The sequence below is a fragment of the Mesorhizobium sp. M1182 genome (assembly GCF_040318335.1).
Taxonomy (GTDB): domain Bacteria; phylum Pseudomonadota; class Alphaproteobacteria; order Rhizobiales; family Rhizobiaceae; genus Mesorhizobium.
On record NZ_JAMYMD010000025.1, the window covers coordinates 65,654 to 91,829 of the forward strand.

At 63.1% G+C, this 26,176-nt stretch carries 29 protein-coding genes and 1 pseudogene; 16 read left to right on the forward strand and 14 right to left on the reverse strand.

Annotated features, from left to right (window positions below):
• Window positions 1-4 precede the first annotated feature (4 nt).
• Window positions 5-2,506: a DNA ligase D gene (ligD, locus tag NKH33_RS24195; protein ID WP_352921810.1), complete on the forward strand. Its 2,502-nt coding sequence runs from the start codon at window positions 5-7 to the stop codon at window positions 2,504-2,506.
• A 118-nt stretch (window positions 2,507-2,624) separates the two neighbouring features.
• Here ligD and NKH33_RS24200 read toward each other — a convergent pair whose 3' ends face one another.
• A complete protein-coding gene (locus tag NKH33_RS24200) occupies window positions 2,625-3,299 on the reverse strand; it encodes an ArsR/SmtB family transcription factor (RefSeq protein WP_352619956.1) in 675 nt (224 codons plus the stop codon).
• Window positions 3,300-3,367: 68 nt separating this feature from the next.
• On the opposite strand from NKH33_RS24200, the gene NKH33_RS24205 reads away from it, so the two are divergent.
• The 3 genes from NKH33_RS24205 (at window position 3,368) to NKH33_RS24215 (ending at window position 4,348) form a co-directional block, all read left to right on the forward strand.
• Window positions 3,368-3,577 carry a DUF1127 domain-containing protein gene (locus NKH33_RS24205; protein WP_352921812.1) on the forward strand — a complete coding sequence of 70 codons (210 nt, stop codon included), beginning with the start codon at window positions 3,368-3,370 and terminating at the stop codon, window positions 3,575-3,577.
• Between the two features lie 97 nt (window positions 3,578-3,674).
• On the forward strand, window positions 3,675-4,007 hold the full coding sequence (locus tag NKH33_RS24210; RefSeq protein ID WP_023679000.1) for an NIPSNAP family protein: 333 nt from the start codon (window positions 3,675-3,677) through the stop codon (window positions 4,005-4,007).
• Window positions 4,004-4,348 (forward strand): antibiotic biosynthesis monooxygenase family protein, encoded by a 345-nt coding sequence (locus tag NKH33_RS24215; RefSeq protein ID WP_352921815.1) that lies wholly within the window; start codon window positions 4,004-4,006, stop codon window positions 4,346-4,348. Before NKH33_RS24210 ends, NKH33_RS24215 begins: the two co-directional genes overlap by 4 nt.
• 6 nt (window positions 4,349-4,354) lie before the next feature.
• On the opposite strand, the gene mbfA is transcribed toward NKH33_RS24215, so the two are convergent.
• Window positions 4,355-5,338 (reverse strand): iron exporter MbfA, encoded by a 984-nt coding sequence (gene mbfA / locus NKH33_RS24220; RefSeq protein WP_352921817.1) that lies wholly within the window; start codon window positions 5,336-5,338, stop codon window positions 4,355-4,357.
• A gap of 179 nt (window positions 5,339-5,517) precedes the next feature.
• On the opposite strand from mbfA, the gene NKH33_RS24225 reads away from it, so the two are divergent.
• The 3 genes from NKH33_RS24225 (at window position 5,518) to NKH33_RS24235 (ending at window position 7,756) form a co-directional block, all read left to right on the forward strand.
• Entirely contained in the window at window positions 5,518-5,835 is a 318-nt protein-coding gene (locus NKH33_RS24225) for a hypothetical protein (protein WP_352451855.1), read from the forward strand.
• Between the two features lie 197 nt (window positions 5,836-6,032).
• Window positions 6,033-7,010 (forward strand): threonine/serine dehydratase family protein, encoded by a 978-nt coding sequence (locus tag NKH33_RS24230; protein WP_352614761.1) that lies wholly within the window; start codon window positions 6,033-6,035, stop codon window positions 7,008-7,010.
• Window positions 7,011-7,102: 92 nt separating this feature from the next.
• Complete coding sequence (locus tag NKH33_RS24235) at window positions 7,103-7,756, forward strand: glutathione S-transferase family protein (RefSeq protein ID WP_352473598.1); 654 nt, start codon at window positions 7,103-7,105, stop codon at window positions 7,754-7,756.
• Between the two features lie 36 nt (window positions 7,757-7,792).
• On the opposite strand, the gene NKH33_RS24240 is transcribed toward NKH33_RS24235, so the two are convergent.
• Genes NKH33_RS24240 through NKH33_RS24255 form a run of 4 tightly spaced genes read right to left on the reverse strand, consistent with a single transcriptional unit; the run spans window position 7,793 to window position 11,521 of the window.
• Window positions 7,793-8,929, reverse strand: coding sequence for an ABC transporter permease (locus NKH33_RS24240; RefSeq protein WP_352473617.1), 1,137 nt, complete (start codon window positions 8,927-8,929; stop codon window positions 7,793-7,795).
• 8 nt (window positions 8,930-8,937) lie between these two features.
• Window positions 8,938-9,858 (reverse strand): ABC transporter ATP-binding protein, encoded by a 921-nt coding sequence (locus tag NKH33_RS24245; protein WP_352921819.1) that lies wholly within the window; start codon window positions 9,856-9,858, stop codon window positions 8,938-8,940.
• Window positions 9,855-10,808 (reverse strand): HlyD family secretion protein, encoded by a 954-nt coding sequence (locus NKH33_RS24250; protein ID WP_352817890.1) that lies wholly within the window; start codon window positions 10,806-10,808, stop codon window positions 9,855-9,857. The genes NKH33_RS24245 and NKH33_RS24250 overlap by 4 nt, the downstream gene beginning before the upstream one ends.
• Window positions 10,805-11,521 (reverse strand): CerR family C-terminal domain-containing protein, encoded by a 717-nt coding sequence (locus NKH33_RS24255; RefSeq protein ID WP_352903345.1) that lies wholly within the window; start codon window positions 11,519-11,521, stop codon window positions 10,805-10,807. The genes NKH33_RS24250 and NKH33_RS24255 overlap by 4 nt, the downstream gene beginning before the upstream one ends.
• An 87-nt stretch (window positions 11,522-11,608) precedes the next feature.
• Between NKH33_RS24255 and NKH33_RS24260 the strand changes: the two genes are divergently transcribed.
• The 3 genes from NKH33_RS24260 to NKH33_RS24270 are packed head-to-tail and all read left to right on the forward strand — an operon-like array spanning window position 11,609 to window position 13,880.
• Window positions 11,609-12,082 (forward strand): CYTH domain-containing protein, encoded by a 474-nt coding sequence (locus NKH33_RS24260; protein ID WP_352921821.1) that lies wholly within the window; start codon window positions 11,609-11,611, stop codon window positions 12,080-12,082.
• Entirely contained in the window at window positions 12,079-13,020 is a 942-nt protein-coding gene (locus tag NKH33_RS24265) for a CHAD domain-containing protein (protein ID WP_352903343.1), read from the forward strand. Before NKH33_RS24260 ends, NKH33_RS24265 begins: the two co-directional genes overlap by 4 nt.
• A gap of 41 nt (window positions 13,021-13,061) precedes the next feature.
• Window positions 13,062-13,880 carry a C40 family peptidase gene (locus NKH33_RS24270; RefSeq protein WP_352921823.1) on the forward strand — a complete coding sequence of 273 codons (819 nt, stop codon included), beginning with the start codon at window positions 13,062-13,064 and terminating at the stop codon, window positions 13,878-13,880.
• Here the strand turns inward: NKH33_RS24270 and NKH33_RS24275 are convergent.
• Window positions 13,877-14,665 (reverse strand): helix-turn-helix domain-containing protein, encoded by a 789-nt coding sequence (locus NKH33_RS24275; protein ID WP_352921825.1) that lies wholly within the window; start codon window positions 14,663-14,665, stop codon window positions 13,877-13,879. The genes NKH33_RS24270 and NKH33_RS24275 overlap by 4 nt on opposite strands.
• 115 nt (window positions 14,666-14,780) lie before the next feature.
• Between NKH33_RS24275 and NKH33_RS24280 the strand changes: the two genes are divergently transcribed.
• Window positions 14,781-15,641: an SMP-30/gluconolactonase/LRE family protein gene (locus NKH33_RS24280; protein WP_352921827.1), complete on the forward strand. Its 861-nt coding sequence runs from the start codon at window positions 14,781-14,783 to the stop codon at window positions 15,639-15,641.
• 36 nt (window positions 15,642-15,677) lie between these two features.
• Here the strand turns inward: NKH33_RS24280 and NKH33_RS24285 are convergent.
• From NKH33_RS24285 to NKH33_RS24295, 3 genes and pseudogenes are all read right to left on the reverse strand, one after another.
• Window positions 15,678-15,893, reverse strand: a pseudogene (locus NKH33_RS24285) (sodium-independent anion transporter); the annotation flags it as partial.
• 268 nt (window positions 15,894-16,161) lie between these two features.
• The gene (locus tag NKH33_RS24290) at window positions 16,162-16,863 is read right to left on the reverse strand and encodes a phosphatase PAP2 family protein (RefSeq protein WP_352571569.1); all 702 of its coding nucleotides are present in this window, start codon (window positions 16,861-16,863) and stop codon (window positions 16,162-16,164) included.
• Between the two features lie 14 nt (window positions 16,864-16,877).
• A complete protein-coding gene (locus tag NKH33_RS24295; protein WP_023679017.1) occupies window positions 16,878-17,216 on the reverse strand; it encodes a hypothetical protein in 339 nt (112 codons plus the stop codon).
• A 202-nt stretch (window positions 17,217-17,418) separates the two neighbouring features.
• On the opposite strand from NKH33_RS24295, the gene NKH33_RS24300 reads away from it, so the two are divergent.
• Complete coding sequence (locus NKH33_RS24300) at window positions 17,419-19,410, forward strand: PhoX family protein (RefSeq protein WP_352921829.1); 1,992 nt, start codon at window positions 17,419-17,421, stop codon at window positions 19,408-19,410.
• 100 nt (window positions 19,411-19,510) lie between these two features.
• Here the strand turns inward: NKH33_RS24300 and NKH33_RS24305 are convergent, their stop codons facing one another.
• The 4 genes from NKH33_RS24305 to NKH33_RS24320 form a co-directional block, all read right to left on the reverse strand.
• Window positions 19,511-20,191: a GNAT family N-acetyltransferase gene (locus tag NKH33_RS24305; protein WP_352921831.1), complete on the reverse strand. Its 681-nt coding sequence runs from the start codon at window positions 20,189-20,191 to the stop codon at window positions 19,511-19,513.
• The gene (locus tag NKH33_RS24310) at window positions 20,188-20,679 is read right to left on the reverse strand and encodes a MarR family winged helix-turn-helix transcriptional regulator (protein WP_352539811.1); all 492 of its coding nucleotides are present in this window, start codon (window positions 20,677-20,679) and stop codon (window positions 20,188-20,190) included. The genes NKH33_RS24305 and NKH33_RS24310 overlap by 4 nt, the downstream gene beginning before the upstream one ends.
• Window positions 20,680-20,844: 165 nt before the next feature.
• On the reverse strand, window positions 20,845-21,606 hold the full coding sequence (locus NKH33_RS24315; RefSeq protein WP_352472853.1) for an ABC transporter permease: 762 nt from the start codon (window positions 21,604-21,606) through the stop codon (window positions 20,845-20,847).
• A 14-nt stretch (window positions 21,607-21,620) separates the two neighbouring features.
• Window positions 21,621-22,547 carry an ABC transporter ATP-binding protein gene (locus NKH33_RS24320; RefSeq protein WP_352539812.1) on the reverse strand — a complete coding sequence of 309 codons (927 nt, stop codon included), beginning with the start codon at window positions 22,545-22,547 and terminating at the stop codon, window positions 21,621-21,623.
• Window positions 22,548-22,809: 262 nt separating this feature from the next.
• On the opposite strand from NKH33_RS24320, the gene NKH33_RS24325 reads away from it, so the two are divergent.
• From NKH33_RS24325 to NKH33_RS24340, 4 genes are all read left to right on the forward strand, one after another.
• Window positions 22,810-24,183: a cytochrome ubiquinol oxidase subunit I gene (locus NKH33_RS24325; protein WP_352614778.1), complete on the forward strand. Its 1,374-nt coding sequence runs from the start codon at window positions 22,810-22,812 to the stop codon at window positions 24,181-24,183.
• Window positions 24,180-25,184, forward strand: a complete 1,005-nt coding sequence (locus NKH33_RS24330) for a cytochrome d ubiquinol oxidase subunit II (RefSeq protein ID WP_352457875.1) — start codon at window positions 24,180-24,182, stop codon at window positions 25,182-25,184. Before NKH33_RS24325 ends, NKH33_RS24330 begins: the two co-directional genes overlap by 4 nt.
• Before the next feature lie 102 nt (window positions 25,185-25,286).
• Entirely contained in the window at window positions 25,287-25,610 is a 324-nt protein-coding gene (locus NKH33_RS24335; protein ID WP_352614782.1) for a hypothetical protein, read from the forward strand.
• Window positions 25,585-26,046, forward strand: coding sequence for a hypothetical protein (locus tag NKH33_RS24340; RefSeq protein ID WP_352614797.1), 462 nt, complete (start codon window positions 25,585-25,587; stop codon window positions 26,044-26,046). The genes NKH33_RS24335 and NKH33_RS24340 overlap by 26 nt, the downstream gene beginning before the upstream one ends.
• The last annotated feature ends 130 nt before the right edge of the window (window positions 26,047-26,176 follow it).

Genomic DNA, 26,176 nt, shown 5'->3' on the forward strand with positions numbered 1-26,176 from the left:
GCCCATGGCCAGCCTCGAGCAGTATCACGCCAAGCGCAATTTCAAGAAGACGGCCGAACCAGCCGGCAAGGTTTCGCGCGGCAAGAAAGCCGTGGCGGACGGCATCTTCGTCATCCACAAGCATGCCGCCACCAGGCTCCACTACGACCTTCGTCTCGAGCATGGTGGCGTGCTGTGGAGCTGGGCCGTGACGCGAGGCCCGAGCCTCGACCCGCACGAAAAGCGGCTCGCCGTGCACGTCGAGGACCACCCGATCGACTATGCGCCGTTTGAAGGCACTATCCCGAAGGACCAATATGGCGGCGGCTCGGTCATTGTCTGGGACGAGGGAACTTGGGTCCCCGATGGCGACCCGGCAAGGGCGATGAAGAAAGGCCATATCAGTTTCGAACTGTATGGCCACAAATTGCATGGCGCCTGGCATCTGGTGCGGCTGAAGCCGCGTCCGGGCGAAAAGCGTGACAACTGGTTGCTGATCAAATCCGACGATGCCGCCGCGCGTCCGGGCGAGGACATTTTGCAGGAGGCGCCGCAATCGGTGAAATCCGGCCTGACCATCGAAGAGGTCGGCGAAGGCAAGACCGCCGACGGCAAGAAGCCAAGCGTCTGGCAGTCCGACAGGCCGGCCGCCAGCAAAGCGAAGGCCGTCGCGGCAAGGCGGCTGGAATTCATCGAACCGGCGCTCGCAACGCTGGAGCGGGACGCCCCGCCCGGCAAGGACTGGCTACATGAGGTGAAGTTCGACGGCTATCGCATGCAGGCGCAGCTTGCCGGCACCGAGGTGCGGCTTTTGACACGCGCCGGCCTCGACTGGACCGACAAATTCGGTGGCGCAATTGTCGCGGCACTTGGCGGCCTGAAATGCACCGATGCTATCATCGACGGCGAAATCGTCGTGCTGGCGGATAATGGCGTGTCGTCATTCTCGCTGCTGCAGCAAGATCTGTCGGCGGGCCGTACGGATCGTTTCATCTACTACGTTTTCGACCTGTTGCGTCTCAACGGTGAGGATATCCGTTCCGAGCCGCTGGTCGAGCGCAAGGAAAGGCTGCGCACTTTGCTCGCCGGACAGGCCGAGGATCAGGCCGTGCGCTTCAGCGACCACTTTGCCGAGCCCGGCAAGATCATGCTGGAGCATGCTTGCCGGCTGGGGCTCGAAGGCGTCGTCTCCAAGCGCGCCGATGCGCCCTACCGCAGCGGCCGTGTCCCGTCCTGGGTGAAGTCGAAATGTACGGCGCGCCAGGAATTCGTCATCGGCGGCTACATGCCGTCGGACAAGACCGGGCGGGGCCTGCGCTCGCTGCTGGTCGGCTATCACGAGGGCGGCAAGCTGCGCTATGCCGGCCGCGTCGGCACCGGCTTCACGGCCAAAAGCACCAACGAGCTGAAGAGGAGGCTTGATGCGCTGAAGACGACAACCTCGCCCTTCGACAGGGCGGTGCCAAGGGGCAAGGGGCTGGTCTGGGTCAAGCCCGAACTTGTTGGCGAAGTGGAGTTTCGCAGTTGGACGTCGGACCGTATAATACGCCACGCGTCGTTCCAGGGATTGCGCGAGGACAAGCCGGCGGAGGAAGTCGTGCAGGAGAAACCGAAAGCACGCTCAGCTCCGGCAGAGTCGAAGCCAAAGCCCGCCAAACCCGCGGCCACGGCGAAAACCTCGGTTACGCTGTCCCGCCCCGACAAGCTTCTGTGGCCGCAGGAGAACGTATCGAAGCAGGATCTGGTCGATCACTACGCGCTGGTCTGGCCGCGCATGAAGCAATTCGTCATCAACCGGCCGCTCAGCCTCGTGCGGGCGCCGGACGGTGTTGGCGGCCAACGGTTCTTCCAGAAGCATGCCTCGGCCGGCATGCACGACAAGATCGCCGTGATGAAGGACCCCACCGACGGCGAGGAGATATTGTTCATCCGCGATTTCGACGGTGTCGTGGCCCTCGTTCAACTCGGCGTCGTCGAGATCCACATCTGGGGCTCGACCACGGACGAGCTGGAAAAACCAGACCAGATCATCTTCGATCTCGATCCCGACGAGGGTGTCGACGTGAAGGCGGTGCGTGCCGCGGCGCTCGATATCCGCAGCCGGCTCGACGAACTGTCCCTGCCTAATTTCGTCAAGACCTCGGGCGGCAAGGGCTATCATGTCCTCGTCCCGCTGAAGCCGTCGGCGGACTGGGACGAGGTCAAAGGCTTCGCCCATGAGTTCGCCCGAGCGCTCGAGCAAGCCGCACCCGACCGCTACACGGCGACGCTGTCTAAGAAGGCGCGCACCGGCAGGATATTCGTCGATTATCTGCGCAATGGCCGTGGCGCGACCACGGTCGCGCCCTATTCGTCGCGCGCCAAAAAAGGCGCCACGGTATCAATGCCGGTGACCTGGGCGGAAATCGAGGCCGGATTGCCGCCGAACGCCTTTCCGATCGGCGACAAGACGACGCTGAAGCGGCTTGGGCAAGCCGATCCCTGGGAGGATTTTTTCAAGCAGGCCAAGCCGCTCAAGCGCGGCTAATGCATGTCGCGCAAAAATGTGCAGCGGTTTGCGACAACGACATGCTTTAAAAAAAGGATACAGCGGTTCGGCGTTTCCGTGAAACGACGAAACCGTTCTAGCGCATTGAAGCGAGCCGTCAGGCGAGAAACGTCGTCTCGAAGGCCTGCTTGCCTACCGGTGAAAAGATCACGGCACGGCTGTCCTTCTCGCGCCGCGCCCATTTCTCGGCGAGGATCTTGTCGAGAATGGCGGCGCCCAGCGTGCCGGCGAGATGCGAACGCCGCACGCTCCAGTCGAGGCAGGCCCGGCACACCGGTCGCCGCGCCTTGCCCTCGACATCGATGCCGATCGCGGCGAAATGCGAGGCGGCCGACGGCCCAAGCTGGATCACCTTGTCGTCGCGCAGGAGCACTTGTCGAGCGACGAGACGGTCCAGCATCGCCACCGCCTGCTCGCCGGCGAGGTGGTCGTAGCAGACCCGCGCCACGCGCATGGCCGCGTCGCGAGGGCCAGGCCGCACTCGTTGCGGCCCGACCGCAGCGGCAACACCGGTGATCGCCTCGATCATGCCTGCTACCTGCGGGCCGGCGAGGCCGTAGTAGCGATGCCGTCCCTGGCTTGCCAGCGTCAGCAGCCCGCCTTCCATCAGCTTCGACAGATGGGAGCTCGCTGTCGGAAGCGACACCCCGGCCTCGAGTGCCAGTTCACTCGCCGTCAGTGCCGTGCCGCCCATCAGTGCGGACAGCATGTTTGCCCGCGCCGGATCGCCCACGAGGCTGGCAATGCGGGCTATGTCAGGTCCTTCGCGCATAGTTCGTTCCTCATCGAAGCATCCTCGTCAGACAAGCATTAGTCTCGATGCAAATCAAGGAGACAACGATGCCTGCAAGGATCGCTTTCGGCGCCGCGCCTGCTCGCCGGCCGTTCCCGTTCATTGTCTTGCGCCGCTTGCGGCTGCGGCTCCTGAAGCGGTGGTTCGACCGTCATTTGCAGCGTCTCGACCTCCCCGAAATCGACGATCATCTGCTGCGGGGCCTGACACCTGAAGACGTCCGCCGCGAATGCGCGAAATCCTTCTGGCAAACCTGACCGGCCAGCGAATTTGCCTAGCATATCGATCTTCGGAACGTTTCGATCCGGCTCGAACTGTGACCGCAAGAAAACATCCACCGCCAAGGAGGCGAAAATGACCATCACCTGCTTCATCCGCTACGAGATCGATCCGTTCGGCAAGGCGGCGTTCGAGGAATATGCACGCAATTGGGGGCAGGCGATCCCGCGCTGCGGCGCAGATCTGATCGGCTATTTCGCGCCGCACGAAGGCTCGGCCACCACGGCTTATGCCGCCTACAACATCGACAGTCTTGCGGCCTACGAAGCCTACCGCGCCCGGCTCGCCGCCGATCCCGCCGGCAAGGCGAACTACGAGTTCGCCCGACGGGAAAAATTCATTCTGAAGGAGGACCGCATCTTCCTCAAGCTGGCCTCCGGGCCACATGCTCCTTTGGTGAAGCCATGATCGCCGTCATCTTCGAGGTCGAGCCGGCGGCGGGCATGCGCGATGCCTATCTCGGCATCGCCGCCGATCTGCGCCCACTGCTCGACGGCATCGACGGTTTCCTGTCGATCGAGCGCTTCCAGAGCCTTGCCGATCCGAACCGCATCCTGTCGCTGTCCTTCTGGCGCGACGAGGATGCGGTGAAGGCCTGGCGCAACACGCAGGAACATCGGCAGGCGCAGAAGGCCGGGCGCGGCGGTATCTTTGGGGACTATCGTTTGCGCATCGCTCATGTCGTGCGCGACTACGGCCTGACCGAACGCGCCGAGGCGCCTCAGGACAGCCAGGCGGTGAATGGTTAAGGACTGTTAAGCATTCCCGATCAGCACCCCTGCCGCAAACACCAGCGCGCCACCCAGCACCACCTGGAAGGCGGCGCGCCAGAATGGCGTCTGCATGTAGCGGTTCTGTACGAAGGCGATCGCCCACAGCTCGAAGAAAACCACCACGGCGGCGACAATGGTAGCCGTCCAAAAAAGCGGGATGAGATAGGGCAGCGCATGGCCGAGCCCGCCCAGCGTCGTCATGACGCCGACGGTCAGCCCGCGTTTTGCCGGCGAGCCGCGGCCAGATAATTTGCCGTCGTCGGAAGCCACCTCGGTGAAACCCATCGAGATGCCAGCGCCGATCGAGGCGGCAAGCCCGACCAGAAAGGTCTGGAACGTATCATGCGTGGCAAAGGCGGCGGCAAAGATCGGCGCCAGCGTCGACACCGAGCCATCCATCAGCCCGGCCAGCCCCGGTTGGACATAGGTCAGGATGAACTGGCGCTGCTCGGCCACCGCCTCTTCGTCCTTGACCGCGCCCGGCACATGCTTTTGCTCCAGCCGCTGCGCCAGTGTCTCGTGGCCCTGTTCTGCGATCGCCAGGTCGTCGAGCAGCTTTCGCGTCGACGCATCGCCTGTGCGTTTGGCCGCCTCAATATAGAACAGATAGGCCTGGCGCTCCATGGCCTCGGCCTGGCTGCGCACATGGTCGATGCCGAGCGGCCTCACCAGCCAGTCCGGCTTGCGCTCGTAATAGCCCTTCACATGTTCGCGCCGGATCAGCGGTATGCGCTCGCCGAAGCGCTTGCGGTAAAGCTCGATCAGCGAATCGCGATGGCCGTCCTCCTCCTCCGCCATCTCCTCGAACACCTTGGCCGATTGCGGAAAGCTCTCCGCCAGCCCGTCGGCATAGGCGCGATAGATGCGCCCGTCATCCTCCTCGGAGGAGATGGCGAGCGCTAGGATCTCCTGTTCCGAGAGCGATTCGAAGGGACGGCGGCCGAAGCCGAAAACGCGGGAAAGCATGAGAAATTCACCCTAGTTTAGAACGGTTCTAAACTAAAGCTTCGCACATCCTCGGTCAATCGTGCCCGCTCCACTCATGCTCAAAGGTACAGGCTTCAAAATCCCGAACACATCGCCGTTGCTATCGGCAAACGTTCACCTATATAACCGAATCTCAACCAAGAGAAAGGAACCCGCAGATGCTGGAAAAACAGCAGCCGTTTGACCCCAAGCCGGTTCTCGACCTGATCGCTAACATCGAGGCGGACTTGCAGCGCCTGAAAGGGCTGGTCGAGCAGCAGGTCGAAAAATTTGATCCCGCCAATCCGCATAACAAGGCTCCCGACGGCAAGTTGACCGAGGAGGGCGTCGAGTGCTGCTATCGCCTGTTCGACGAAGGCAAGTCGCGCTATTCGGTCGCTCAGCAGATGAAGATCTCCTTCGCCGCTGCCACCCATCGCTTCAACACCTGGCGCAAGATCGGCGGCCCCAAACGGCAAAAGACGCTGTTGGGGTGAGGGGCGGCCGGCAATGCCGGTAAATCGGCAGCGATTTGTCGAAATGACGAGTGCATGGCGGAGGGCGGAGGAGAGGTGGGTGACAGTCACGCCCACTCCTGCCTCCAAGTCGAATTGTAACGGTCACATTTTTTCATTGGTGCGCGGCTTCCCTTTCCGTGCACCATAGGCCGTCTCATCTCTTGCAGGACCCAGCCATGATCACCCCTCCCGGCATCGCCGATATTCACAGTGCAGCAGCGCGATTGTCCGGACTGATCGTCGAAACGCCGCTGATCGAATCGCCGGAGTTGAACAATCGCTTCGGCGCCAGGATCCTGTTCAAGCCGGAGACGTTGCAGCGCACCGGCTCGTTCAAGTTCCGCGGTGCATACAACAAGCTCTCCTCGCTCTCGGCGGAAGAACGCGCCCGCGGCGTCGTCGCCTTCTCGTCGGGTAATCACGCGCAAGGCGTTGCCGCCGCAGCGGCGATGTTCGGCGTCAAGGCCGTCATCGCCATGCCCGCCGATGCGCCGGCGATGAAAGTCGGCAATGTCAGGAAGATGGGCGCGGAAGTGATCACCTTCGACCGGGTCCGCGACGATCGCACTGCCGTCGTCCGTTCTTACGTGGAAAAGGGCATGGTCCTGGTGCCGCCCTACGACGATCCGGCCATCATCGCCGGCCAGGGCACGATCGGCCTCGAATTGATGCGCCAAGCAAGAGCGCTTGGCGTCAGCCTCGATGCGGTAGTGGTTCCCTGCGGCGGCGGCGGGTTGAGCAGCGGCATTTCGATCGCGGTCAAGGATGCTCCGCCGGGCACCGCCGTCTGGGCCGTGGAACCTGAGCATTTCGACGACACACGCCGCTCGCTGATCAAAGGCGCCAGGGTGTCGAACGCGCCCGGCCACACCTCGATCTGCGATGCCCTTCTCGTCGCCGAGCCGGGCGCCATCACTTTCGAGATTAACCGCAAGAATCTCGCGGGCGCCATCGCCGTTTCCGACAAGGCGGTGGCACAGGCGATGCGCGATGCGATGGCTTGTCTGAAGCTGGTGGTCGAACCCGGCGGTTGCGTCGGCTTGGCCGCGCTGTCGTCAGGCGAGATCGACCTTGCCGGGAAATGCATTGCCGTGGTGCTCTCCGGCGGCAATGTCGATCTCAGCACCTATGCCGAGATCATTGCTGCCAGCTAAGATAGCAACCAATTCCAGGTCATGTGCCGGTTCGAGGCGCTCGAGCCTCCGTTGCGCCCAGCCGAACCGGTACCCTTCAAAGACCGAGATCAATGAAACTGTTCTTCAGCCGCAATCCCAATCCTCGCCTCGCGGTCGCGGTGGCACGGTATCTCAACGCCAAGGTCGAGTTTGAATTCGCCTCTCCCTTCGCTCCGGGCCAGGCCGAGCGATTTCGGCCGCTCAATCCAAATCTTTCATTGCCCATCCTTATAGGTTCGGGAAAAAGCCTATGGGAGGCCGACGCCATAGCCTGTCGGCTTTCGCGCGATATGCATTCGGATTTCTGGCGCGCTGGCGACGACGAGCCCGAGATGATCCGATGGCTGAGTTGGGGGAAAGAGAACTTCGCAAGAGCCTGCGATGTCGTGCATTTCGAACGCGGGACCAAACAGCGCTATGGGCTCGGCCCGATCGATCAGGCGCGGGTTGAGGAGGGCCTGAGCGACTTCCGCACGGCCGCTGCCATACTTGATGCCGAGCTTTCTGAGCGAGAATGGCTGGTCGGCGCTTCGGTTTCCTATGCCGACTTTCGAATGGCGACGTTTCTGCCCTTCAACGATGTCGCCCGATTGCCGCTCGATGACTATCCCTCTGTCAGTCGCTGGTATCTTGAACTCGAAGAAATCGACGCCTGGCGCGATCCCTTCGAAGGGCTCAATGCGCCTGAATTGACACCGGTCCCGGGCCAGGCCAAGTCCGTATAAATCTCGATCATTTGCACAAGCGGATCGAGTTCGACCCTAATCCAGCGTCCGGCGGAACCGCACCAGCGCAATACCGGCGAACAGCGCAACGAACACCACCAGCCAGCCGATTTCCGTTGCCACCGCCGGCAGCTCGGCGCCCTTCAGCATCACCGCGCGGATGATGCGCAGGAAATGCGTCAGCGGCAGCACCTCGCCGAAAATCTGCGCCCAGTCCGGCATGCCGCGATAGGGAAACATGAAGCCGGACAGCATGATCGACGGCAAGAAGAAGAAGAAAGTGAGCTGCAGGGCCTGCATTTGCGTGCGGGCGATCGTCGAGATCGTGTAGCCGAGCAGCACCAGCGCCAAGACGAAGATAAGGACCGCCGTCAACAGCAGCGACATCGACCCGGTGAAGGGGATGGCAAACAGAAGCTTCGAGGCTGCCAGCACCACCAGCACCTGCACGGCGCCGACCGCCAGATAGGGCAGCACCTTGCCCAGCATTATCTCGAGCGGGCTGGACGGCATCGCCAGAAGGTTCTCCATCGTGCCGCGCTCGGTCTCGCGCGTCAGCGCGATCGAGGTCATCATCACCATCGTCATCTGCAGGATGACGCCGAGCAGGCCGGGCACGATGTTGTATTGTGAGACGGCTTCCGGATTGTAGCGCCGGTGCACCACCACCTGGAGCTGGCCCCGGGCAGCTTCGGCCGCCGTCTCCTGCATACCGCGTGCCCTGAGCAGCGCCTGATTGGCGACGGTGCCGAGCGTCGAGATGGCGCCGCTGGCGACGGCCGGGTCGGTCGCATCCGCCTCGATCAGGATCTGCGGGCTGTCGCCGCGCTCGACCCTTCGGGCAAAATCGGCGGGAATGGTGACGACGAAGGCGACGTCGCCGCGCGCCATCAGGAATTCGGCTTCGGCGGCACTTTGCGCAACATGGTCGAAGCGGTAATAGCCGGTGGTCTGCAGCGCCGAAACCATGGCCCGCGTGTAAGGATCGCTGCTCATCGTCACCAGCGCTGCCGGCAGGCTCTTCGGATCGTTGTTGATGGCATAGCCGAACAGCACCAGCTGCATCAGCGGTACGCCGAGCATCATGGCGAAGGTGATGCGGTCGCGCCGCATCTGGATGAACTCCTTGATCAGCAGCGCGCCTAGCCTGGCGAACGAAAAGATGCTGTCTATCCCATTTTTCATCCCACGTTGTCCTTCGAACCGGACATGAACTGGATGAACACATCTTCCAGGCTGGTCTCGCCGGGCGATACCGTGACGCCCTTGTTTTCCTTCTCGACATCGGCGAGGGCTGCCTGAAGTGCCGTCCTGTCGGAGCCGACGACATGCAGCGTCGCGCCGAACGGCGCCACCTGGTCGACGCCGGGGCGGCCATGAAGTGCGGCAGCGACCTGATCGAGCCGCGGCCCTTGCAGGACGAAGGTGGTCAGCCCGGCATTCCTCACCACGTCCTCGACCGTGCCGGTGGCCAGCATCTTGCCGTAGGAGATGTAGCTGATGCGGTGGCAGCGCTCGGCTTCGTCCATGTAGTGGGTGGAGACCAGCACGGTCAGGCCGCCGCTCGCCAGCCGGTGGATCTCGTCCCAGAATTCGCGTCGCGCTTTCGGGTCGACGCCCGCCGTCGGTTCATCGAGCAGCAGCAGTTTCGGCTTGTGCATGATGCAGGCGGCCAGCGCCAGCCGCTGCTTCCAGCCGCCGGACAGGGTACCGGCCAACTGGTTCCTGCGCGATGTCAGGCCGAGCTCCTCAAGCGTCTTAGCCACGTGCTCGTCGAGCGGCTTCAGCCGGTACAGCCGTGCCACGAATTCGAGATTCTCGCCGATCGTCAGATCTTCGTAGAACGAGAATCTCTGCGTCATGTAGCCGACTTCGCGTTTGATCCGCAGGCTGTCGGTGCGGATGTCGAAGCCCAGAACGGTGCCTTCGCCCTCATCCGGCGTCAGCAAGCCGCACATGATGCGGATGGTCGTCGTCTTGCCCGAGCCGTTCGGCCCGAGGAAGCCGACGATCTCGCCCTCGGCCACAGCCATAGTCACATGATCGACGACGGTCTTGTCGCCGAAGCGTTTGACCAGGCCGTGCACGTCGATGACGTTCATTTTCCGATGTCCGCCAGATCGACGTCGACGATCTGCCCGGGCTGCAATGCGCTGGCGTCGCCCTCCGGCCGCGCTTCGACCAGATAGACCAGCTTTTGCCGGGTCTCGAGCGAGTAGATCACCGGCGGCGTGAATTCCGGATCCGGCGACACGTAGCTGACGCGAGCCTTCACGCCCGATCCGCAGCCGTCGCAATGGACGTTGAGCAGCGTGCCGACGTCGACCGAGGAGAACGCGCTTTCCGGCACATAGACGCTGAGCTTCACCGCGCCATCCGGCAGCATGGAGATGACCGGCGCGGTCGGCCCGGCCGTGTCGCCAGGATAGCGGATGACATCGTTGACGCGGCCGGGCGAGGGCGCCGTCAGCACGCGCTTCGACAGCCGCCATTGCGCTTGCTCCAGCGCCGACTGCGCCTGCCTGACCTGATTGTCGGCGGCCTTGATCGTCTCCGGCCGTGCCGGCAGGCCGCCGACGGCGAGATTGGCCTCCGCCTGGCCGACCTGCGCGTTGGCCGTCTCCAGCGTCGCGGAAGCCGTGTCGTAGTCGGCCTGTGTGCCGGTGCCGCGTTTGAACAGATCGCTGGCGCGGATGTAACGGCGTTTGGCGTCGGCGGCTTGCGCCTTGGCCATGTCGAGCTGCGCCTTGAGCACCGCAATCTCTTCAGGCCGCTTGCCGACCTGCAGGTCGGCAAGTTGCGCCTGGGCCTGCGCAAGGGCCGCCTCGGCTTGTGCGATGGCGATCTTGGCGTCGGCGTTTTCCAGCGTCACCACCGGCGTGCCGGGCGCGACGCGGTCGCCGCGCTTGACCGCAATCGTCTCGACCTGCGCCACCTCGATCGGCGCGAGCAGGACGTAGTCGCCCTCGACGTAGCCGACGGCGAGCGGTGCTCCCGGCGCGCAGGCGCTGAAAAGCTGGGCGGCAAGCGGCAAAGAACAGAGCAGGCTCATGATCCACGATCCTTTCGGGCAGCCAAATCGCGCCGAGCCAAAATCGCGCTGAGATTATCCGTCACCACCGCCGCGATCTTTCCGGCCTCGTCATTGCCGATCTCGCGCCAGCCCATGCGGCGCATAACCGCCTGGCGGCCGATGCGGAAATAGACGACCTGGCCAATCAGCGTGAACACGGTGAGTTTTGTGCGCTCGCTCTCGGCCGGCTCGCCCGTCGCCTGTTCCCAGATCAGGCAGAGCCGGTTATGCGCCGGTTCGAACACGCCGTCATAGATACGGTCGAGCGCCGCGGTAGGATGCGACAGCTCGCGCAGGACGAACTGTACAATCTCGCCGGCTTCCGGCCTTGCCGCGATGAAGGCGACCATCCGCTCCAGTGCGACGGCTAAATGTGCCCGCGCGGCCTCGGTGTCGGCCAATGCCGCGACCGGCGCCTGCAGATTGCCGATCGCCTGGCCGGCAACGGTCTGGATGGTGTCGACGATGTAGTCGGCCGCCGCGTTGCGGAGCCCTTCCTTGCCGCCGAAATGATAGGCGATCGAGCCGATATTGGCCTTGGCCTCCGCCGCGATCTGGCGCGTCGAGGTGCCGTCGAAACCTTGCCGTCCGAACAGTTTCAACGCCGCGCGGACAAGTGCCGCCCGCGTCATATCGGCGGCGGTCTTGGGCGCCTCATGAGGAAGGCCGCTGGCGCTGGGCGATTTGATCATGGCCACAATTTAATCAATCGAATGATTAAAGTCAAGTGCGGTCAAGCGGCTTGCCAACTCTGGCCGTGCGCGCTTTAGTGCCTGGCCATGGGCAAGGAAATCGAGCGTAAATTCCTGGTCTCAGGTGAGGAATGGCGGGCAATGATCGAGGCGGACATTCATATCCGTCAATTCTATCTTGTCGCCGAACCCAGCCGTACGGTTCGTGTCCGCATCAGCAACGATGCGGCCGCCAAGCTGACGCTCAAGTTCGGCAGCCAGGCACGCGAGCGCGATGAATTCGAATATCCGGTACCTTTGGCGGAGGCGCAGGAGATGCAGGCCTTTGCCATCGGACATGTCATCGAGAAGACACGCCACCATGTTAAACACCGCGGCTATCGCTACGAAGTCGATGTCTTCGGCGGGACGCTTGCGGGGTTGGTGATCGCCGAGCTCGAGACGCCGGAGGATGTACCGGACGAAATGCTGCCAGATTGGCTCGGCCGCGAAGTCACAGGCGAGCCGAGATTTTACAACGCGTCGCTCGCCCTTGGGGGGGTTCCGGAGATCGTCGCATGAGCTTTCGTATCGATCCGCGCATGTCGCTGACCGGAGAGGTCAGGCGCATCCTCGCCGAGGAGATCGGCAAGGTGATCGACCATCTGAACGCGGCGCGTGACAGGCCCGAACCGGGGCTGCACAAATGCCGCAAACGGCTGAAGAACGTCCGCGCCTTGCTGCGCCTTGTCCGTTCCGGAGACGAAACATTCTGCGTGACGGAGAATCGGTGCTACCGCCAGGTGGCGGCCCTGCTTGCCGGCCCGCGCGAGGCGACCGCGCTGGTCGAAACAATCGACCGGCTGGCGGCAAGCTTTCCCGAGCAAAGTGCCGCCGATGGCCTCGGTGCCGTGCGTGACAGGCTCGTCGCGCGCCAGCATGAACTGCATGGCGGAGCAGGCCTCGATGCTGCGATAGGCGCGGCGATTTCCGCTTGCGAGGAAGGTGTCGCCCGGATCGACAAGCTCGCTCTGCCCGACCAGCCGGAGCAGGCTGCCGACGTGCTCGCCGAAGGCGCGCGCACCACTTTGCGCCGCGCCAGGAAAGCGCTGGACAGGGCGGCTTCGCGCGGCGAAGCCGATGACTTTCACGACCTGCGCAAGGCGGCCAAGACGCATGGCATGCACCTGTCGCTGCTCGGCCGGCTGTGGCCGACGCCGATCAAAACGCGGCGCAAGGCCGTCGACGAATTGGGCGAGCGGCTCGGCGAGCTGCACGATGTGTTCGTCATGCGCGCGCTTCTCGATGCCGAGGACCAGCCACTCGGTCCTGCTGAAGAGACGCGGTTGCTTGCCAAGCTGCTGAAGCGTTCGGAAAAGAGCCTGAAAAAGACCTGCCTCGCCGAGGCGGCCGAGCTTTTCGGCGACAGCCCGAAGCGCTCGACGAGGAAGTTCGCCCGTAAGGCGCGCGAAGATCTCACAGTTGCGCACGAAGACGCCGGCACGCCTGGCGTGGGCTGATCATGGTCTAACTTGCCGCCCTGTGGTAATCGCCGTCTGGCATGACCGAGCCCGGCGACACGCTTCTGGACCGACTTGGCCGCTGGCTTGCCGGCCGGCTGCAGGAGGAATCGTCCGGCTACGAGCCTTACACGCCGCCGGACGCCGAAACGTTGCGCCGCACGCTCGAGCCCGGCGACATCCTGCTCATCGAAGGCAACCAGAAGATCTCGGCGGCGATCAAATACCTCACCCAGTCGACCTGGTCGCATGCCGCCTTCTATATCGGCGATGCATTGCCGGAGCCGGAGGACGGATCGGAGCGGCGGCGCCTGATCGAGGTCACGCTCGGCGATGGCTGCATCGCCGTGCCGCTGTCGCGCTATCGCAGCTACAACACCCGCATCTGCCGGGCGAGTGGCCTGGCTCCGGACGATCGCGAAGCGGTCGTCGCGTTCATGATCGGCAGGCTCGGTCTCAGATACGATCTCAGGAACATATTCGACATGCTGCGCTACTTCTTGCCGACGCCGCCGGTGCCGGTGCGCTGGCGCCGCCGCATGCTGGCTTTCGGTTCCGGCGACCCGACGCGCGCCATCTGCTCGTCGCTGATCGCCGAGGCGTATGGCCTGATCCGCTACCCGATCCTGCCGGAGATTACCCGGGCGCCTGGCCGTGCCTCGGCCCAGTCGAGCTTTTCGCGCAGGGAAATCCTGCACATCCGCCATCACTCGCTCTACACGCCGCGCGATTTCGACCTGTCGCCCTATTTCCGTATCGTCAAGCCGACGCTGGAATATGGTTTTGACTATCGGCAAATGATTTGGGATGACAAGCCCAGGATTGCCGATGCCGAGACAAGGGTTCAGGGTGGCGGCTAGGCCGGTAGCTTTGCGGCGGCCCGGCCGGGTGTCCGCGCGCCTGCGTCGCGCGGATGCGGCCCGATCGGCATGATCACCGGGAACGGCGTTGCGCCGAACGCAAACGTCCATTTGTAGCCGACCAGTCCGTCTTCGGGCGTCGTGTGCTGGTCGTGATGAGCAAGCAATTTGGCGCGCTCCGCCAATTCCTCCGCCTCGCGCCTGACCATGTCCGCTGTTTCCGGCCGCATCCGCCTGGAGAAGCTGACGAACGTCGACTCGCGCTCAAGATGGGTGATGGCCCAGCCGATGAAATTCTTGTTGGTCATCTCGAACAGCGGCCGCAATGGCCCGTCGAAATTCCACTGGATCGGCGCCTCGACCAGCAGCCTTGCCGACAGGCCGCGACCGAGCGCGACCAGGCCGAGTTCCTCGAGCTCGCGCAGATAGAGGAACATCGAAGCCTCGCTCAGCCCTTGTGAGCGCATGATGCCTTCGGGCGTGAATTTCTCGGAAAGCATGACAAAGACGAACAGCAGTGCCGGCCGCCCGGCGAGCTTGCGCTCGATCTCCGGCGCGATCTGGTTGGCGGGTCCTGGTCCTCTGTTCATAGAGCCGAGCACGTTCTCCAACTCTACGCCGGCGGCAGTGCAGATCTCCATCAGCCGGTCGAGCTTGCAGTTGCGCTCGTGGAAGATGCGCTTCACCGTCGGCTCGGAAACACCCATCCGCTCGGCAAGGACGCGATAGGTGATGCCCTTTGCCTTAAGCGTCCGCTTCAGCGCTTCGAAGATCAGGCCGTTCATGGGATGCACCTCTTTTGCACGATTTGGTATCAGCCTTCGGTACTAGTCCTGATAGATCTTCCCGAAAAGTATCGAAAGGCCTAGCTCTCCGCCAGTCCATTACAGGAGACTAGCCATGAAGAGCCTCTTCACCTCGATACTTCTCGCCCTGGTCGGCATCGCGGCCGCGCCAGCAGTTCAGGCCGCTGAACTCTGGCGCACCGGCGGCCTCGAGCAGCCTGAATCGGCGCTGTTCGACGCCGCCGGCCAGCGCGTTATCGTCTCGAACATCGTCGGCAATCCCGGCGAAGCCGACGGCAACGGCTATCTGTCGATCCTGTCGATGGACGGCAAGCTAGTCACGCAACACTGGACCGACGGCATGGACGCGCCCAAGGGCATGGCGATTGTCGGCGGCAAACTCTACGTCGCCGACCTCACCCATGTGCGCGTCGTCGATCTCGCAAGCGGCAAGCTAACATCGACGATCGACGTGCCGAACGCGGTCTTCCTCAACGACGTGACCGCCGACCCGTCCGGCAAGATCTACGTCACGGATATGCTTGCCGATACGATCTATCGCATCGACGGCGACCGGCCCGAACTGTTCGTCAGGGATGCGGCGCTTGCTTCGCCGAATGGCATCTTCGCCGATGGCGGCCGGCTGATCGTCGCTTCCTGGGGCAAGGGCATCAAGCCCGACTTCAGCACCGCGGAGCCGGGCGGCCTGCTCTCGGTCGATCTTGCTACCAAGGCCGTTTCGCCACTGCCCGGCGCGGAAAAGTTTGCCAACCTCGATGGCGTCGTTGCCATCGGCGGCAGCATCTACGCCACCGCGTATATGACCGGCACGCTCTACCGCTACAAAGCCGGCGGCACGCCGCAAGCGGTTGCGACGTTCAAGCCGGGCAGCGCCGACATCGGCACCGACGGCAGGTCGACAATCTTCGTGCCGCTGATGAACGACGGCGAGATCGCGGCATTGCACCTCGACTAAGCCAGCCATCGGCTGAGGCGGCGGGCGCGGCTTTCTTCAGCTGCGCCCGCGATCCGTGATCGAGGCGGCATAAGTCACCAGCGGCCGCTTGCCGCCGTGGTTGATCAGCATGCGGCGTATCTGCGGCGAAGCGCCTGATATAATGAAGCGAATGCCGGCGCGGCTCGCCTTGTGGGCCGCACCCTCGATGACATTGGCCGCCGTTGAATCGAAGAACGGCACCGCCGAACAGTCGAGGATGAAGTTCCTGCGCTCGCGCGGTCGGCGACGTCTTCCTGCACCAAGGATTGATGGTCTGCCTCCAAACATGCAGCACTCTTTGCCAGCCGATGCGCTGTCATGCTACAAACCTCGGCATCGTTTGGCGGGACATCCACTGCGATCCCGATTTCACAGGCACGACTTCAAAAGGATGAGCGGGTGAAGATATTCAAAGCGTTGGCGACCTCGACAGCCTTGCTGTCGATGGTTTTCCTGCTGGCAGGCTGCGGTCATGGCCTGATCAACAGGCTGATTTGAGTCAGGTGCCGTCGGCCCGCCCAAGCCATCGCTGCAGGAACCGTGCCGCAAGCCAGCACAGCATCGCCCAGGCAAAGCCGGCGCACCAGCCGGCCAATACGTCGGACGGCCAGTGGACGCCGAGATAGATGCGGCTGATGCCGACCACCACCGTCGTCAGCACCGCCAGCCCGAGTACATAGATCTTCGTTGTCCGCCCGGGCAAAAACCGCGCCGCCATGCTGCCCAGCGTCAAATATGTCACCGCCGACAGCATGGCGTGGCCGCTCGGAAACGAAAGCGATGCCACATCGGCGAGATGCGAGACCAGATCAGGGCGCGGTCGGTCGATGTCGAATTTCAGCACGCTTGACAGGAGCTGGCCGCCCGCGACCGCGACGAACATGAGAAGCGCCGCGCCTGGCCTGCGGATAAGGAGCAGATAGACGATCATTGCTGCCGTGATCAGCACCAGTACGCTGGCGCTGCCGAGGCTGGTGATGTCGCGCATCGCCCCTTCCAGCCACGCCGGTCCGATCGGATTGTCGGGCTGCCCGGCCTCGCGGAAGGCAAGCAGGATTTCGGTGTCGAAGGCATGCGGCGTGGTGGCCCGCGCCAGCTCCATCAGCTCCTCGAACCCCCACAGCCCGCCGGCAATGACCAGCCCGGCCAGCAGAACCGGGAACTCCAGCCAGTTGCGCAGTCTGCTTGCAATCTTCTTCATCGGCCCGATCGCAGTTACAGCCTTTGCAGATAGGGCCCGAGCGTGATCAGCGCCACAGCTGCGATGGCAAGCACGATGCCGGTTGCCTGTAAGGCATTGACGCGCTCGCCGAAGAAGACCAGCGCCACCACATTCACCGACACCAGCTGGATCACCGCCGATAGGCTGAACGACACCGACATGCCGAATTCACGGATCAGCCTCAGCATGATCAGATTGCCCAGCGAATAGAGCGCCAACGTCAGCACAATCTTGCCGAGGCTCGGCGCCAGCCCCCACTGTTTTGCGGCCATCGCCGCCAGCAGGAAGATTACCGTCGAAACGCAGAGCTGCCCAAGTCCCCAGAAACTCACTTTTGTTCTCTCCCGATGTGTCCCTACGCGCCTGCCGCAGCTCTTGTTTCCGAAGCGCCGGTCGCGGTCAAGCGGGGCCGATGTTGGATACGAAATCGCAGGTGGCAATTTAGCCGGCATGTCATCAAACTGTGACCTGCCGGTAATACCGGATTGGCAAGGCAACACGCTCCAGCAATCCATCCAGCCAGAGGCAGGCCCTATGACCGAACATCGCACCCCTGACGCCCATTTCCGCACCAGCCTGCTCGAGGAAAACGATGGGCCAGGAGCCAATCCCACCGACAACCGCACCATGGGTGAGATCATCGCCGCGCGGTTCTCGCGCCGCGGCTTCCTCAAGGGTTCGCTTGCCGTCTCGGCCATAGCCGCTACCGTCAGCCCGCTGGCGCTGATCACCGCCGACAACGCCCGCGCCGCCAAAGGCTCCGCCTTCGCTTTCGACGAGCTCGAGGCCGGCATCGACGACAAGCATCACGTCGCACCTGGCTATGACGCCGACGTGCTGCTGCGCTGGGGCGATCCGCTGTTCGCCGATTCGCCGGGATTCGATCCGACAAAACAGTCGGCGGAAGCCCAGGCCAGACAATTCGGCTACAACAACGACTATGTCGGTTATATCCCGATCGACGGCTCGGCCGAGCACGGCCTGCTGGTCGTCAATCACGAATACACCAATCCGCACCTGATGTTTCCGGGTCTCGTCACCATCGTCGATGGCAAAGCCAAGCAGGCGCCCCTCAGCAAGGAGCAAGTCGATGTCGAGATGGCCGCGCATGGCGGCACTATCGTCGAGATACGCAAGGTATCAGGCAAATGGCAGGTCGTTCGCGACGGCAAGCTCAACCGCCGCATCACCTCCAACACCGAGATCGCGCTCTCCGGCCCGGTCGCCGGCCACGACCGCGTCAAGACCAGCGCCGATCCGACCGGCACGAAGGTCATCGGCACCATCAACAATTGCGCCGGCGGCGTCACGCCGTGGGGCACCTATGTCATGGCCGAGGAGAACATCCACGGCTATTTCTCGGGCGAGCTGCCGCAGGGGCATAAGGAAGCCGCCAATTACAAGCGCCTCGGCATTCCCGAAGGTGCCTATGAATGGGCAGCGCATTACGACCGTTTCGACATCGGCAAGGAGCCGAACGAGCCGAACCGCTTCGGCTGGATCGTCGAGGTCGACGTCCAGGATCCGACTTCGGCGCCGAGGAAGCGCACCGCGATGGGGCGCTTCAAGCATGAGGGCGCCGAATCGATCGTCGCCAAGGATGGCCGTGTCGTCTTCTATCTCGGCGACGACGAGCGCTTCGACTATGTCTATAAGTTCGTCACCACAGGCAAGTTCGATCCGGACAACCGCGCCGCCAACATGGATTTGCTCGACGACGGCACCTTGCATGTAGCCAAGTTCGCCGACGACGGTTCGGTCGAATGGCTGCCGATCGCCTTCGGCCAGGGGCCGCTGACGGCGGAGAACGGCTTTGCCGGCGAGGCCGATGTGCTGATCGAGACGCGCCGCGCCGCCGACCTGCTCGGCGCCACCAAGATGGACCGCCCGGAAGACATCCAGCCCAATGCCGCCAACGGCAAGGTCTATGTCATGCTGACCAACAATTCGAAGCGCAAGGCCGACCAGGTCGACGCCGCCAACCCGCGTGCCGAAAATGCCTTTGGCCACATCATCGAGATCGTCGAGGACGGCGGTGATTTCACCGCGACAAAGGGCAGGTGGGAAATCCTGCTGAAATGCGGCGATCCCGCTGTGGCCGAAGTCGGCGCCACCTTCTCGACCGCAACCACCGCCAATGGCTGGTTCGGCATGCCGGACAATTGCACGGTAGATTCGGCTGGCCGCCTCTGGGTCGCCACCGACGGCCAAGGCCCGAAAGCCACCGGCCGCACCGATGGTCTGTGGGCTGTCGATACGGAGGGGACGGCACGGGCGACATCAAAGCTGTTCTTCCGCGTGCCGATCGGCGCCGAAATGTGCGGTCCCCTGTTTGCGCCGGACGACCAGACCGCCTTCGTTGCGGTCCAGCATCCGGGCGACGGCGGCGAGGACTGGGAGGCTTTCGGCCGTCCGTCCTACTATGAGGATTTGTCGACGCGCTGGCCCGACTTCAAGCCGGACATGCCGGTGCGCCCGGCGGTCGTTGCCATCACCAGGCAAGGCGGCGGCAAGATCGCGGTCTGACACGCAGCCAGCTCTTGCATCTCGAGGAAGGATTTCGGCGGTACGAAATCCTTCCTTCCGATACGGGATGCATCCATGCTGCGCATCATGCGCCGACTAATCATTCGGTGCGCTGAACCACGGCCACATTCATTGTGCTTCGCAACCTGAAGCCGATGGACTCGTATAACGCTATGGCCGCGGCGTTGCTGGCATAGGCGTGGAGATAGGGAACTTCGCCGCGCGCCACTATCCGGTTTGCCACTAACAGGGACAGCAGCTTTCCTAGGCCACCGCCGCGAAATTCCGGATGTGAGCACACCCCGCTGAGTTCGGTATAGCCAGGTTGCTTCAAGCGCTCGCCGGCCATTGCCGCAAGCCTGCCCTCGATTTTCACACCCCAAAAATCGCCCAGGCTCAAGGCTTCGAGCGTGAATGGGCCAGGCTTGGTGAGCAATGCCAGGGCGAGCATCTCAGCAGCATCGTCTCGGGTCAGACGATGCACGCGCGGGTCGGAGACGATCTGCAATGGCTGCTCGGCGATCATCTGAACCCCGGCTGCGGTCGAAGTCGCGGAAAGCCCCGTGGGTAGAGCAATCGCGTCCGCTTGAAGCAGGATCATACTCTCGCCCGGGGAGACAAGGTTTTCGAGCGCCCGCAGGCTTTCCGGGTCGTCCGCGCCAGTGGCGGCGAAAGGGACGATCGACGGCCGATATCGCATGGCGAGGTTGTCACCCTCCGCGAAGGCCCGATGTCGCGTCTGAAGCGCGCTCCAGATAGGGCGGTCGAGCAGATGTCTCATTGCGCGGCACCCTCAGGCTTATTTACACGACGGTCGAGAGGAGCAGCGGCGAGGCCGTCCTCGATGGCAGCCAGCTGCTCAAGAAGCGGCCCCGAAAAACCTGCGCACAAATCCGCGACCACGTTCTCGATGCAAGGCCAGACGTCGCGCTTTGCGACATCGACCAGCCGCCGCCCGTCCCGAGTAAGCGAGACGATCCTGCGCCGCTGGTCATCGGTCGACGGACTGACTTCGAGCAGTCCCAATTCGGCCAGAAGCGAGACGCTTCGCGTTACGCCTGGCTGCGCGATGCCAAGGGATTGCGCCAGTTCCCCGACCGACAGCGGACCCAGCCTGTCGAGCGCGGCCAGCAGCGGGTATTGGCTCGCCTGAACCGGGACATCCAGCCTGTCGAGCAGGCGCTGCGCCTCCGCTTGCAGTTGCTCGCCTATACGCTTCAGCCTGCTGCCCAGGCACAGAAAGCCAAGCGATCGTATGACGTCTTCCATAGGCCAATTCATCCCCATGAACATCGATAACATGATATATAACAATGCATGAAAAGCAAATCGAGGCATTCAAGCGCGGGTTCCAGGCATCGGGCGCAGGCCTATCGCCTTCGGCAAGGAAAGGTCGATCGGTCAGGCTGCTTCGCCTGGACGAGGCCCGTTCGATCAGTTGCGCAGCCGGTAGCCGGTCCTGAAGATCCAGGCGACGATCGTTATGCAGATGAGCAGGAAGACCACCGTCATGCCGAGGCTGACGCCGACCGAAACGTCGGACTTGCCGTAGAAGCTCCAGCGGAACCCACTGACCAGGTAGACCACCGGGTTGAACAGCGTCACCGTGCGCCAGATGCCGGGCAGCATGTTGATCGAATAGAAGCTGCCGCCGAGGAAGGTCAGCGGCGTGATGATCAGCAGCGGCACCAGCTGCAGCTGCTCGAAGCTCTTCGCCCAGATGCCGATGATAAAGCCGAACAGGCTGAAGGTCACCGCCGTCAGCACCAGGAAGGCGAGCATCCAGAACGGATGCTCGATCGTCAGCGGCACGAACAGCGAGGCCGTCGCCAGGATGATCAGGCCAAGCACGATCGACTTTGTCGCCGCGCCCCCGACATAGGCGATGACGATCTCCAGATAGGACACCGGCGCGGACAGCAATTCGTAGATCGAGCCGACGAATTTCGGAAAATAGATGGCGAAAGAGGCGTTGGAGATCGATTGCGTCAGCAGCGACAGCATGATCAGCCCCGGTACGATGAAGGCGCCGTAGCTGATGCCGTCGATCTCGGTGATGCGCGAGCCGATGGCCGAACCGAAGACGACGAAATAGAGCGACGTCGAAATCACCGGCGAAACGATGCTCTGCAGCACAGTGCGAAGGGCGCGCGCCATCTCCACCCGATAGATCGCCCATACCGCATGAAGATTCATGGCCGCGCGCGGGTTCATGCCGGTTTCCTCACCAGGTTGACGAAGATCTCCTCGAGCGAGCTGTTTTCCGTATCGATGTCGCGGAACTGGATGCCGGCCGCCTCGAGCTCGCGGATCAGCGAGGCGACGCCCGGCCGTTCGCTCTGGTTGTCATAAGTATAGGTCAGCTGTCCGCCATCCGGCGAAAGCTCCAGCGCGTAGTGCGAAAAAGCATCGGGAACGGTGGCCAGGGGACTGCGCAGTTCCAGCACAAGCCGTTTGCGGCCAAGCTTGCGCATCAGCTCGGCCTTGTCCTCCACCAGCACGATCTCGCCGCGGTTGATGACGCCGACGCGGTCGGCCATCGCCTCGGCTTCTTCGATGTAATGCGTGGTCAGGATGATGGTGACGCCGTCTTCGCGCAGCCGGCGCACCATCGCCCACATGTCCTGGCGCAGCTCGACATCGACGCCTGCCGTCGGTTCGTCGAGGAACAGGATGCGCGGCTCGTGCGACAACGCCTTGGCAATCATCAGCCGGCGCTTCATGCCGCCGGACAGCGTGATCGCCTTGGCGTCCTTCTTGTCCCAGAGCGACAGGTCGCGCAGCACTTTTTCGACGAACGCCTTGTCCGCCGGCTTGCCGAACAGGCCGCGGCTGTAGTTGACCGTCGCCCAGACGCTCTCGAAGGCGTCGATGGTCAGTTCCTGCGGCACCAGCCCGATCAGACTGCGCGCGGCGCGGTAGTCGCGGTTGATGTCATGGCCATCGACGGTGACGGAACCCGACGAGCGGTTGACGATGCCGCAGACGATCGAGATCAGCGTTGTCTTGCCGGCGCCATTCGGCCCGAGCAGCGCAAAGATCTCGCCGCGCACGATGTCGAGATTGATCTCCTTCAGCGCCTTGAAGCCGGTGGCGTAGGTCTTGGAGACCCCGGAAATCGAGATGATCGGCTGCATGGCTGAAAACGACTGCTTGAAACAGAGTTGTTGGTTTAATCCGCTGAATGTCGGTTCGCAAATCCGGATGTCAATGGCGCTTCTGACAGTTCTGGACATCGAGGTTCGCCGGAATAGGCAACACCTGCCCGGTCGTCCAGCCAAATTCCACGCAACAGCAGATTAACCGCACTGCGGCGTTCCGCCTCGCGGCGGGACGCCGCTTTGACCGTCCGGTGCATCAAGCCTATCCTTCAACAAACAAGCAGCAGCCGGAGCCGCCATGGACCCGCTCATTCTGTCGCGCATACAGTTCGGCGCGAACATCTCGTTCCACATCCTGTTCCCGGCGATCACCATCGCGCTCGGCTGGGTGCTGCTGTTCTTCAAGCTCCGCTACAACGCGACAAACGATTCCGCCTGGATGCGCGCGTATTTCACCTGGGTTAAGGTATTCGCGCTGTCCTTCGCCATGGGCGTGGTTTCCGGCGTCACCATGAGTTTTCAGTTCGGCACCAACTGGCCGGGCTATATGGAGACGGTCGGCAACATTGCCGGCCCGCTGCTGGCCTACGAAATCCTGACCGCCTTCTTCCTCGAGGCGGCGTTCCTCGGCATCATGCTGTTCGGCTTCCGCCGCGTCTCGAACCGCGTCCATACGCTGGCGACGGTGCTGGTGGCCGGCGGCACCACCTTGTCCGCCTTCTGGATCATCGCGCTCAATTCGTGGATGCAGACACCGGCCGGTTTCGAGATGCGCAATCGTGTTGCGCACGCCACCGACTGGTGGGCCGTTGTCTTCAATCCGTCCATGCCCTACCGGCTCGTTCATATGCTGCTTGCTTCGGGGCTGACCGTCTCGTTCCTGATCGCCGGCCTGTCGGCGCTGCGCTATCTCTACGGCGATCGCTCGGAATCGATGTGGAAGGCCCTGCGCACCGGCGTCTTCACCGCCGCTATCCTGATTCCCATCCAGATCTTTGCCGGCGACCAGCACGGCCTCAACACGCTGGAACACCAGCCGCAGAAGATCGCCGCCATGGAAGCCAACTGGAACACCGGTCCCAACGTGCCGTTGGTGCTGTTTGCTCTTCCCGATGAAGCGGCCAAGCAGAACAGGTTCGAGCTCACCATTCCGGATGGCGCCAGCCTCATCCTCAGGCACAGCGCCGGCGGCATCGTGCCGGGTCTGAACGATTATGCCGGCAACCATCCGCCCGTATTTCCGGTGTTCTGGGGCTTTCGCATCATGGTCGGCACCGGCCTCCTGATGCTCGCCGTCTCCTGGTCGGCGGCCTTCTTCCTCAAGCGCCGCCACGGCCTGCCCAAGCCGCTGGCGCTTGTCATGGTGCCGATGGCGCTGTCCGGCTGGCTGGCGACGCTGGCCGGCTGGTACACCACCGAGATCGGCCGCCAGCCCTGGCTGGTCACCGGCGTGCTGCGTACCGCCGATGCTGTCGGGCCGGTCGCCGGCAGCCATGTCGCGCTGTCGCTCGCGGTCTATCTCATCCTCTACGTGCTGCTCTTGATCGCCTATCTCGGCGTGTTGGTGCATCTGGCATTGAAGGCGGCGAAGGATGGTGACACCTCGCCGCTACCGGGCGTCATGAACAGGCCGCTGTCGCAGCCGGTTGCGCAACCAGGAGAAACATCATGAGCGTCGACTGGCCGACCCTGCTGCCTCTGATCTTCGCCGGGCTGATGGGCCTCGCTATCCTGATCTACGTCATCCTCGACGGCTTCGATCTCGGCATCGGCATCCTGTTCGCCGCAGCCGAAGACACCGAGCAGGATACGATGATCGCCGCCATCGGCCCGTTCTGGGACGCCAACGAGACCTGGCTGGTGCTGGCGGTCGGCCTGCTGCTGGTCGCCTTCCCATTGGCGCACGGCACCATTCTGACGGCGCTCTACATTCCGGTCTTCGTGCTGCTGGTGGGTTTGATCCTGCGCGGCGTCGCATTTGACTTCCGCGCCAAGGTGCCGGCCGGCAGGAAGCACCGCTGGAACCGCATCTTTTTCCTCGGCTCGGTCATCGCGTCGCTGGCGCAAGGTTATATGCTCGGCGTCTATGTGCTCGGCCTCGACGTCGGCCCTGGCGGCGTCGCTTTCGGCGCGCTGGTGGCGCTCTGCCTTGCCGCGGCCTACGCGGCGATGGGAGCGGCCTGGGTCATCTACAAGACGGAAGGCGATCTGCAGAAGAAGGCGGTGCTGTGGCTGCGGACGGCGCTGGTGCTGACCGCGCTCGGCATGGTCGCGGTATCGCTGGCCACGCCCTTTGCCAGCGCGCGCATCTTCGACAAATGGTTCGTCTGGCCGGCCATGCTCTATTTGTCGCCACTGCCGATCCTGTCGGCAGTGCTGTTCCTGTGGCTGTGGCGCCAGACCTTCCATCTGCCGAAACCCGGCGACCGCCACGCGCTGCTCCCGTTCCTGACATTGGCCGCGATCTTCACGCTCGGTTTTGCCGGCCTCGCCTGGTCGTTCTACCCCTTCGTGGTGCCCGACCGGCTGACCATCTGGCAGGCTGCTTCGGCACCCGAAAGCCTGGCGGTCATCCTGGTCGGGACGGTCGTCGTGCTGCCGATCATCATCTTCTATTCGTTCTTTGCCTACCGGGTGTTCGCCGGCAAGGCGACGGATCTGACCTATGACTGACCGGCATCGCCGTCGCAGCCTGAAACAGAATATTCATCTTCAAGCGGAATAACCTTCTCTGGCCGGACCAGCAGAATCGCCGGCAAGAAGAAGGGCAACAGAATGAACCCCTTTTCTGCGGCAGGACAGGATCGGCTGCTGCTTTTGCTGATCCGGACGGTCGCGCTGATCGGCGCACTCGCGCTTGCCGGCCTGCTGCCGGCCATGCCGCAGGCGCATGCCCAGGACGCGGCCAACTGGACGGGCGTGTGGGACACGAAGTGGCGCGGCGGCGGCGCCCAGATCAAGTTCGAGCAGACGGGCACTGACGTAAACGGCGTGTACCCGCTTTATAACGGCCGTATCGAGGCTAAGGCCCGATCAGCTACGTTACGTCCTGGCCGAGCTGCGCAAGCTGCTGATTGCCCATCCGCGCGTCATCGATGAGCCGTGCCGCGTGCGCTTTGCCGGCTTCGGCGCCTATTCGCTCGATATCGACGTGTTCACTTATGTCAAAACCGCCGACGTGGCCGATTTTCAAGCCATACGCGAGGACATCCTGTTGTCCATGATCAACATCATGGATGATGCCGGCGCGCAGTTCGCCTTCCCTTCGTCACTGGAATACAGAGCCACCGACCTTCCGGTCGACGACGAAAAACGCATCGCCGCGGAGAAAAGGGTCAGCGATTGGCGCGAGGCGCAAAATCTGCCTTTCCCCGACTTCAGCCAGATCGACAAATTCGCCCTCAACAACACACTTGCCTACCCGCCTGAGGGCTCGGCGCATTATCGCGAGACAGAGCCCGATCCGGACTCGGCCGAGGCAAAGGCGACGCTGGAGAAGGTGCGCTGGAGCCTGCCTTGGAAAAAGGGGGACTAGTGCGAAGCGCGGAAACTGCTGATCTCCCCCCTTGAGGGCAGGGCTATCGCATTTGGATTCTTACGAAGATGGACCCCCACCCTAACCCTCCCCACAAGGGGGAGGGAATGCTGCCGCGCGCCCTTACTTC

Coding starts and splice junctions, on each gene's coding strand:
- ligD (WP_352921810.1), top strand. CDS start 5: ATGGCCAGCCTCGAGCAGTATCACGCCAAGCGCAATTTCAAGAAGACG.
- NKH33_RS24200 (WP_352619956.1), bottom strand. CDS start 3,299: ATGCGCGAAGGACCTGACATAGCCCGCATTGCCAGCCTCGTGGGCGAT.
- NKH33_RS24205 (WP_352921812.1), top strand. CDS start 3,368: ATGCCTGCAAGGATCGCTTTCGGCGCCGCGCCTGCTCGCCGGCCGTTC.
- NKH33_RS24210 (WP_023679000.1), top strand. CDS start 3,675: ATGACCATCACCTGCTTCATCCGCTACGAGATCGATCCGTTCGGCAAG.
- NKH33_RS24215 (WP_352921815.1), top strand. CDS start 4,004: ATGATCGCCGTCATCTTCGAGGTCGAGCCGGCGGCGGGCATGCGCGAT.
- mbfA (WP_352921817.1), bottom strand. CDS start 5,338: ATGCTTTCCCGCGTTTTCGGCTTCGGCCGCCGTCCCTTCGAATCGCTC.
- NKH33_RS24225 (WP_352451855.1), top strand. CDS start 5,518: ATGCTGGAAAAACAGCAGCCGTTTGACCCCAAGCCGGTTCTCGACCTG.
- NKH33_RS24230 (WP_352614761.1), top strand. CDS start 6,033: ATGATCACCCCTCCCGGCATCGCCGATATTCACAGTGCAGCAGCGCGA.
- NKH33_RS24235 (WP_352473598.1), top strand. CDS start 7,103: ATGAAACTGTTCTTCAGCCGCAATCCCAATCCTCGCCTCGCGGTCGCG.
- NKH33_RS24245 (WP_352921819.1), bottom strand. CDS start 9,858: ATGAACGTCATCGACGTGCACGGCCTGGTCAAACGCTTCGGCGACAAG.
- NKH33_RS24250 (WP_352817890.1), bottom strand. CDS start 10,808: ATGAGCCTGCTCTGTTCTTTGCCGCTTGCCGCCCAGCTTTTCAGCGCC.
- NKH33_RS24255 (WP_352903345.1), bottom strand. CDS start 11,521: ATGATCAAATCGCCCAGCGCCAGCGGCCTTCCTCATGAGGCGCCCAAG.
- NKH33_RS24260 (WP_352921821.1), top strand. CDS start 11,609: ATGGGCAAGGAAATCGAGCGTAAATTCCTGGTCTCAGGTGAGGAATGG.
- NKH33_RS24265 (WP_352903343.1), top strand. CDS start 12,079: ATGAGCTTTCGTATCGATCCGCGCATGTCGCTGACCGGAGAGGTCAGG.
- NKH33_RS24270 (WP_352921823.1), top strand. CDS start 13,062: ATGACCGAGCCCGGCGACACGCTTCTGGACCGACTTGGCCGCTGGCTT.
- NKH33_RS24275 (WP_352921825.1), bottom strand. CDS start 14,665: ATGAACGGCCTGATCTTCGAAGCGCTGAAGCGGACGCTTAAGGCAAAG.
- NKH33_RS24280 (WP_352921827.1), top strand. CDS start 14,781: ATGAAGAGCCTCTTCACCTCGATACTTCTCGCCCTGGTCGGCATCGCG.
- NKH33_RS24290 (WP_352571569.1), bottom strand. CDS start 16,863: ATGAAGAAGATTGCAAGCAGACTGCGCAACTGGCTGGAGTTCCCGGTT.
- NKH33_RS24300 (WP_352921829.1), top strand. CDS start 17,419: ATGACCGAACATCGCACCCCTGACGCCCATTTCCGCACCAGCCTGCTC.
- NKH33_RS24305 (WP_352921831.1), bottom strand. CDS start 20,191: ATGAGACATCTGCTCGACCGCCCTATCTGGAGCGCGCTTCAGACGCGA.
- NKH33_RS24310 (WP_352539811.1), bottom strand. CDS start 20,679: ATGGAAGACGTCATACGATCGCTTGGCTTTCTGTGCCTGGGCAGCAGG.
- NKH33_RS24315 (WP_352472853.1), bottom strand. CDS start 21,606: ATGAATCTTCATGCGGTATGGGCGATCTATCGGGTGGAGATGGCGCGC.
- NKH33_RS24320 (WP_352539812.1), bottom strand. CDS start 22,547: ATGCAGCCGATCATCTCGATTTCCGGGGTCTCCAAGACCTACGCCACC.
- NKH33_RS24325 (WP_352614778.1), top strand. CDS start 22,810: ATGGACCCGCTCATTCTGTCGCGCATACAGTTCGGCGCGAACATCTCG.
- NKH33_RS24330 (WP_352457875.1), top strand. CDS start 24,180: ATGAGCGTCGACTGGCCGACCCTGCTGCCTCTGATCTTCGCCGGGCTG.
- NKH33_RS24335 (WP_352614782.1), top strand. CDS start 25,287: ATGAACCCCTTTTCTGCGGCAGGACAGGATCGGCTGCTGCTTTTGCTG.